The organism is Mucilaginibacter sp., assembly GCF_036383575.1.
In the GTDB taxonomy this organism is placed as follows: Bacteria; Bacteroidota; Bacteroidia; order Sphingobacteriales; family Sphingobacteriaceae; genus Mucilaginibacter.
This window is the reverse complement of record NZ_DASVOB010000391.1, coordinates 1-7259: the sequence shown is the minus strand read 5'-3', so window position 1 is coordinate 7259 and position 7259 is coordinate 1. Positions and strand designations below refer to the sequence as shown.

Sequence of the window (7259 nt, the reverse complement as noted above, 5' to 3'; positions counted from 1 at the left end):
TTTTGCAGGTAATTAAGTGTTAAACTATTACAATAACCAATAGCGTGAGGAATAGCATTTTTTGCCGAATCAGCATCTCCATAAGCCGGCTTATGGTTATTGATCAGGATATCAGTAAAAACAGGCCGAGCGACGATGCTGTTAGCCCTGATCTGGTTGGGATAAAAATAATTAAGTCCTTTTATCCCGCCAAAGTACAAACGTCCGTCATTACCTTCATATGAAGCGCCTACTTTAAAGCTGTTGCCCTGTAAGCCATCATTTTTATCATAGCGGATCAGTTTACCGGTGGCCGGGTTAAAACATTCCAGTCCGTTACCGCCCATCCATATATTACCGGCATTATCAACCTCCAAGCTTTCAACATCATTAAATATCCCATAATCGCCGGCGTATCGGGAGATGGTGTACGAATCTGTTTTTTCCCGTAATATAAGCCTGTTGAGGCCGCCGCCAATAGTACCTATCCAATAAGTGCTGTCATTTTGTTTCCCTATGGGATAGGTATAATCTGAGCTTAACGAGTTGGGTTTTGATGAAGCATTATAAGAAAAGCCCCTGACAATATTACCTTCTTTGTCAATTATAAACCGTTTTAAACCATGTATGCTGGATACAAGCAATTGCGGCCGGTTATCATCAGCAAAAATAAAGTAACCTTCGCCGTAATACTTTATGTGATAATAGTTTTGCTTATCCTTCCATATCACGCCCAACTTATCCTGGTGGTTACCAAACCAGATATTGCCATAATAATCTTTTGCAAAGCAATCAATAACATGGTTGGGGAATAACTCAGAGCCCAATGGTTTCCAAATTGTTCCATCGGCCTTTAAAACATCAATACCTGATGAGGTACCTATCCATAAATTATGATCATTATCAAATGTCAGGGCAGTTACACCATCATTTTTTATTCGTACGGGCGAATTATATGAATTGTAATAACTAAACTTTTGCGTTTTTAAATTATACCGGTTTAACCCACTGGCTGTGGTGCCTATCCATATATCATCGCCATTGGCCAGCACTGACCGGATATGGTTACCTGCCATTGAATTTGCTGCTTCAGAATTATGCTGAAGCGTGTAAAATAGCTTTTCATTCAGGTCGCAATAGTTTACACCGCCGCCAAAAGTGCAGATCCAAAGGCAATCCGTACGATCTATAAAGATCTTGCTCAACGAATTTGAATTTAAACCGTGGGGCGAGCTTTTGTCGTTCACTGTTTGGATAAAATTCAGGGCACTATCCAGCCGCAACACCCCCGAGCCTACATTTACCCAATAATCCCCGCTACTGCTTCGGGCAATGCCCCTTACACCCGGATAACCGGTGCAAACAAATTGCCTTCCAGCTGTAAGGGTACTTCCTTTTTTATCTATCAGCATTAAAGTGTTCCCTACCGAAGCAGCGAGGTTATTCCTGGTATCAATAAAAACGTGCGAAAGGTCTTCAGTTAATAAGCCCTTAATGGTCAACTTTTTCAAGGTACTGTTTTTATCAAGCAACCAAATTCCCATATTACTTGATAAATAAAGCATCCCGTTTCTTCCGGCTGTCATATCAGTAAAACGAAGGGCGGCGGGCATGTCCAGTTTTTGGGCTTCAATCTTATTGCCTTTAATCAGAAATAATTTCAGCTCACTGCCTGTAAATACATAAATGAAATTACCGGCGGGTTTAATTACTTTTTGAAAATTGGTTTTAGATGCGGAGGTCTCTTCAAAATCGATATATTTTTCCAGCCGGGCATTAAAACATTGCAGCCCGCCTTCGGTACCAAGCCATATATTGCCGTCATCATCCGGGTAAACGTAACCCAGCCTGTTTTTAAGGGCATTTTTGAGCGGCACATTGCTATTGTAAAACTTCTTTACCGAGTAGCCATCATACCGGTCGAGGCCGAAAAAAGTGGCAACCCATATATAGCCCTGCTTATCCTGCGCAATATAGTTGGCATCGGTATGCGACAAGCCTTCATCTACCGTAAGATAACTGAATTTATAGGGATAAGGCTGGGAGTAAGCAGTGGTAATAAAACAGGTCAGGAATACAAAAACATACAACACCTTTATGAAAACGTGCCTGGGTAACCTATAGAGGTTTTTAATAGTCATTGATGCTAATGTCCGGTTTTAACTTATAAAAATACTAAAGGCACATTTACCTGTTTGAAATTAAATGCTGTTACTGCAAAACGGCAATGCCGGTTTTAATAATTGGCGTACAGTATCGGTCTAAAATATAACCTCTTAAAGCGCTTTTTCGCCTTGAACGATACCATTGACAAAAATGAATTTTATATACCGGATAATTTAATATTGAAGGCTTAAAATGTACAGCATGTCAATAAATATGTATGATTTGACAAGTAGTGTTTTTACCACGCCCCGCTAAGGTCATCAGCAACGCTATAACCTGCAAAACCCTGTTTTTGAGCAGTTTTAAATGGGCAATCATTTCTATTAAGCCCAATTTTAGCCCGCAGCCAACAAATGCACTTTGTGTCAATAAATATGTATGATTTGGCAATCTCCCGCTTCAATTAAACAGGTTATTTGTTCCCGCCAATTAATGTAACAAAACCATTACCTGTACTGCTATGCCATTGCAGTCTCTTTTATCAAACGGCATCAAGCTGGATGATAGAAAGCAAAAGCGAGCATCCGGTAATTAAAAAACCAACAATTAAACCATTCAATAACCCTCAAAAATCAATGAAAGTAAAAACCAAACACCAACATCCAACCAATCCAAATCAACCTCTCATTATGTGCAATTAAAAGTTTAATTATGAAAAAGACTTTACTTAAAAAGTATGTTAACATTAAAAAGTCCCGGTTTTACCTGGGCGGTATAGTCCTTTTATTTGTTTCGGGTTTTAGTTCTGCCGCCCCTTTAAAAAGCGTTCCTCAAAAAACGGCAAACGCTGCTGTTAAAGGCCCTAAAGAAAATGCCGAAACCATAAAAGGACGGGTTATTGACCGTGTAACCGGTCAAACCATACCCGGAGTTTCTGTAAGGATAAAAGGGGGTACCAGCGGTACAGTCACTGATATTAACGGTAGCTTTTCGATACAGGCGGCTAACAATGCTGTATTGGTATTCTCCTACATTGGTTATGACCCACTTGAGGTACCTGTTGACGGCCAAACTACCTTAAACGTAAGGTTACAGCCGGCGGCCAAAAACCTGAACGAAGTTGTAGTTGTAGGCTACGGTGCACAAAAGAAAACGTCATCTACCGCCGCGGTTTCAACTATCAACACAACCGAAATAGCTCAAAAACCTGTTGTTAACTTAACAAACAGCCTGGTGGGCCGTGCTTCGGGCCTGATCGTTACGCAGGGAAGCGGCGAGCCTGGTTTCGACGGTTCAAATATCCAGGTACGGGGCCAGGGTTCATTTAACCGTTCTGCGGCCTTACTTATTGTTGACGGCGTTCCGCGCGATTTTAGCCGTCTTGACCCTAATACCATTGCCAGCTTTACCGTTTTGAAAGATGCAGCTGCGGTTGCCCCTTACGGTGTAGCGGGTGCAAATGGTGTAATTTTGGTTACCACCAAACAAGGCCGCTCAGGCAAAGCCACATTAACCTATAACGGCTACGTTGGTTTCCAAAATCCAACCTTTATACCGCAGTACACTAACTCGTACCAATATGCGCTGATGCGTAACGAGGCCAACGCCAATGACGCTGCGGATGCAGGCACTCAATACACCCCGTTTGCTACGGCCGATGACCTGCAGAAATACAAAGACCATTCAGATCTTGATGTGCATGGAGACAGCGACCCGCTGCATGATATCATTCTGAAAAACAGGCTAATTACCGGTCATAACATCACCTTATCGGGTGGTAGTGAAGATATCAGGTACTTTGCATCGGTAGGTTATACGCACCAGGACGGTATGTGGAGCACCACTTACTTAAACAAATACAACGGATCGTTAAACTTAACCGCCAACGCCACCAAAAGCACTACCGTAAACTTTTCGGTAAACAGCTACGTGGAAGACGGGCATTATCCCGGTACCGGATCAGGCAGTATTTTAGACCAGGCCGAACGCACTGCACCCTATACCCCCGTTTATTTTACCAACGGTTTATGGGGTGGCTATATAGGTCAGTCGCTTGTAGGGGAGATCTATCATAGCGGTTATGATATCAATGAAAACTCAGCCTTGTTATCTCAATTATCCATTGATCAAAAACTCCCCATCAAAGGCTTAAGCATTAAAGGCGTTATCAGTTATGATAACGGGCCCGAGCCGTTATTTAATACGCAAACATCGTTTCAACGCTCATACCGTACCCCTATTCCGTTTTATAGCGTAGCCGATAAAACCAAAAAGCCTTACACATTTGTGCAAAGCATTCAGGGCAGCCAGTATCCAAGTTACTCCGAAACCTATAACCAAACTCATTCTATCACTGCCCAGGGCTTATTGAATTATGCCGGCTCATTTGGTAAAAGTGATATTACAGGCTTATTGGTAGTTGAAAACCGCACGGTAAAATACAAAACGTTTTCGGCCAAAAAGATCAACTACAACCTCGATATCGATGAGCTTGATTTCGGTGGCCCTGCTCCTTCTGATGCAACCAACTCGGGGCACTCCGACGGGCAAAAGCAGATAGGTTACGTTTACCGTCTGGGATATGCCTATGATAAAAAGTACCTGTTTGAAGCAACCGGCAGGTATGATGGCAGCTACCTTTTTGCTCCTGATCATCGTTGGGGTTTCTTCCCGGCGTTTTCGGCAGGATGGCGCATTTCTGAAGAAAAGTTCATGAAAGGCAAATTCAATTGGATTGATAACTTGAAGCTTAGAGGTTCATGGGGCCAGTCGGGTGCATACCCGGCAAGCGGCGGTAATATCCTTACCTACCAGTATTTAAGCCCTTACCGTATTGCGTCAAGCTCGGCAGTACTGAACAATACCACTACGCAGGGGGTTTACGAAGGCTTGCAAGGCAATCCGGATATTACCTGGGAAAAAGCAACCAAAACTGACGTTGGCTTAGAAGCTACCTTATGGAATGGCGCACTGGGTTTTGAGGTTGATTACTTTTCAGAGAAAAGATCAAATCTGTTGGCCCAGGTTGCGGCATCGCTGCCACCTGAGTATGGTATTGGCTTAGGTTTGGTAAATGGCGCGAATATGCAAAACCACGGCGTTGATGTAACCATTACCAGTTCAAAAAGTTTCTCCAAAGATCTTCGTTTGGATATTAAAGGTACTTTCACCTTTGCCCGCAACAAACTGATCAAGGTTTATGAAGATGCAGGAACTTACGCCAACCCTAATACCCGCCGCACCGGTCGGCCAAACGGCACCCAATTTGGCTTACAAGCTTTAGGTTACTTCACACCGGCCGATTTTGAAGCCGATGGAAAAACCTTAAAACCCGGAGTACCTGTTCCGCAGTTTGGTGCTGTACGCCCCGGCGATTTAAAGTACGCTGATTTGAACGGTGACGGCAAAATAAACGGTAACGACCAAACTGTTATTGGCCATCCTAATACCCCTGAAATTATTTATGGGCTTGAGCCACGTCTAACTTATAAAAACTTTGATATCGACCTGCTGATCCAGGGATCGGGCAATAGCAATATCCAGCTTAATAATTATTTCGTGTGGCCTTTCCAGGCATCCGGATCGGCAACTGAGCTTACTTATAAAGACCACTGGACGCCATCAAACACCAACGCGCTGTACCCACGTTTGTATGGCACTCCAAAATCAAACAACACACAGGCTTCAAGCTGGTGGGTAAGGAACAACTCATACCTGCGCCTCAGGAGTTTTGAATTAGGATATACTTTTTCAAGCAGGTTGCTTGGCAAGGCAATGCGCTCATTAAGGGTTTATGCTGCCGGTCAAAACGTATTTACCTGGACACCATCAGTAAAAGAAACTATTGACCCGGAAAACAGCGGAAGCAATGAAAATTATTTCCAGCAACGTGTGCTTTCAATAGGAGTTAATGCAACATTTTAAAATATAACGAGATGAAATCAACATATTTAAAAAAGGGCCAGGTCTTTTTTCTCGCTTTGCTGATCGTAAGTGTAAGCGCATGTAAAAAAAACGCATTAGATGTACCGCCCAAAGGCTTCTTAACCGATGCGGCTGCCTTTTCGTCTGAAGCCAACGCAGATCTGGTGCTGAACGATATTTACAGCAATCTTCCCGATCTGAACAATGAAACCCAAAACTCTGACCAATATACCGATAACAGCGCCTGCGGAGCATCATGGGAAACCGGCCAGTCGGTAATTCGTGCTAACTCGCTTAACCCATCGAACGCTATTGACGGCCCGGCGGGCTCGTGGAAGTGGGAAACAGTTTATGCCAACATCAGGAAATGTAATATATTCCTTCAAAACGTGGCTGCCAACAAAGCCAAATTCTCCGATACCTGGTATACCAAACGCGTTGGGGAAGCCACCTATTTACGCGCGGTTTATTACTCGTTGTTGTACACCAATTACGGCGGCGTACCACTTATTTCTCAACCGCTTGATAACCGCACCGGCAACGATATATTTATCGCCCGCGGAACCACCGATCAAACCGTTGCCTTTATCGAGGCCGATTGCGATGCTGCAGCCACTGCGTTACCGGTGACTTCTGAGAACGGCCGCGCTACAAAAGGCGCTGCTTTAACATTAAAAGGCTGGGTTGAGTTGTTTGCCGCAAGTCCGCTTAGTAACACTACAAATGATGCAGCCAAATGGACTAAAGCCGCTACTACAAATCAACAGGTAATTAACCTGGGGCAGTACACCTTATTTCCTGATTACGCGGGGCAATTTCTGTCGCCTAATAACTGGAATAAGGAAACCATTTTTGCCAGGGGATATGCCGCGCCAAACCGGGGCCACAAACGCGAAGGCATACTGGGGCCTGTTATTGTGAACGGAGGCCAGCAGGCCTGGGGGAACCTCGCTCCCACTCAAAACCTTATCGACGAATATGAAATGGACAATGGCAAACCAATCACCGACCCTACATCAGGCTATGACCCTCAAAATCCATATACACATCGCGAGCCAAGGTTTTACCAGTCAATAGTATATGACGGTTCAACCTGGCAGGGCGATATTTTCAAATCACGCATCGGCGGTAATAACGAAATTGATTTAAGTTCATCAAGCGATATTTCAAATACTGGTTATAATGGCAAAAAAACACTTGATGAGTCCATTCGCGGGCAAACAAGTTTAAATACCACCCAGGGCACATCA

The 7259-nt window shown here is 43.7% G+C and carries 3 protein-coding genes; 2 read left to right on the top strand and 1 reads right to left on the bottom strand.

Features of this window, described 5'->3' with window-relative positions; genetic code table 11:
- Nucleotides 1-2120: ligand-binding sensor domain-containing protein (locus tag VF500_RS13715; protein ID WP_330860214.1), on the bottom strand; the 2120-nt coding region annotated here is incomplete at its 3' end.
- Between the two features lie 676 nt (nucleotides 2121-2796).
- Here VF500_RS13715 and VF500_RS13710 point away from each other — a divergent pair.
- Together VF500_RS13710 and VF500_RS13705 are read left to right on the top strand one after the other, a co-directional pair.
- Nucleotides 2797-6009, top strand: a complete 3213-nt coding sequence (locus VF500_RS13710; RefSeq protein ID WP_330860213.1) for a TonB-dependent receptor — start codon at nucleotides 2797-2799, stop codon at nucleotides 6007-6009.
- An 11-nt stretch (nucleotides 6010-6020) separates the two neighbouring features.
- Nucleotides 6021-7259 (top strand): RagB/SusD family nutrient uptake outer membrane protein (locus VF500_RS13705; RefSeq protein WP_330860212.1); only part of this gene is annotated, 1239 nt, incomplete at its 3' end.

What these genes read in the sequence shown, in the direction of transcription:
- VF500_RS13710 (WP_330860213.1), top strand. Translation starts at nt 2,797, where the DNA reads ATGAAAAAGACTTTACTTAAAAAGTATGTTAACATTAAAAAGTCCCGG.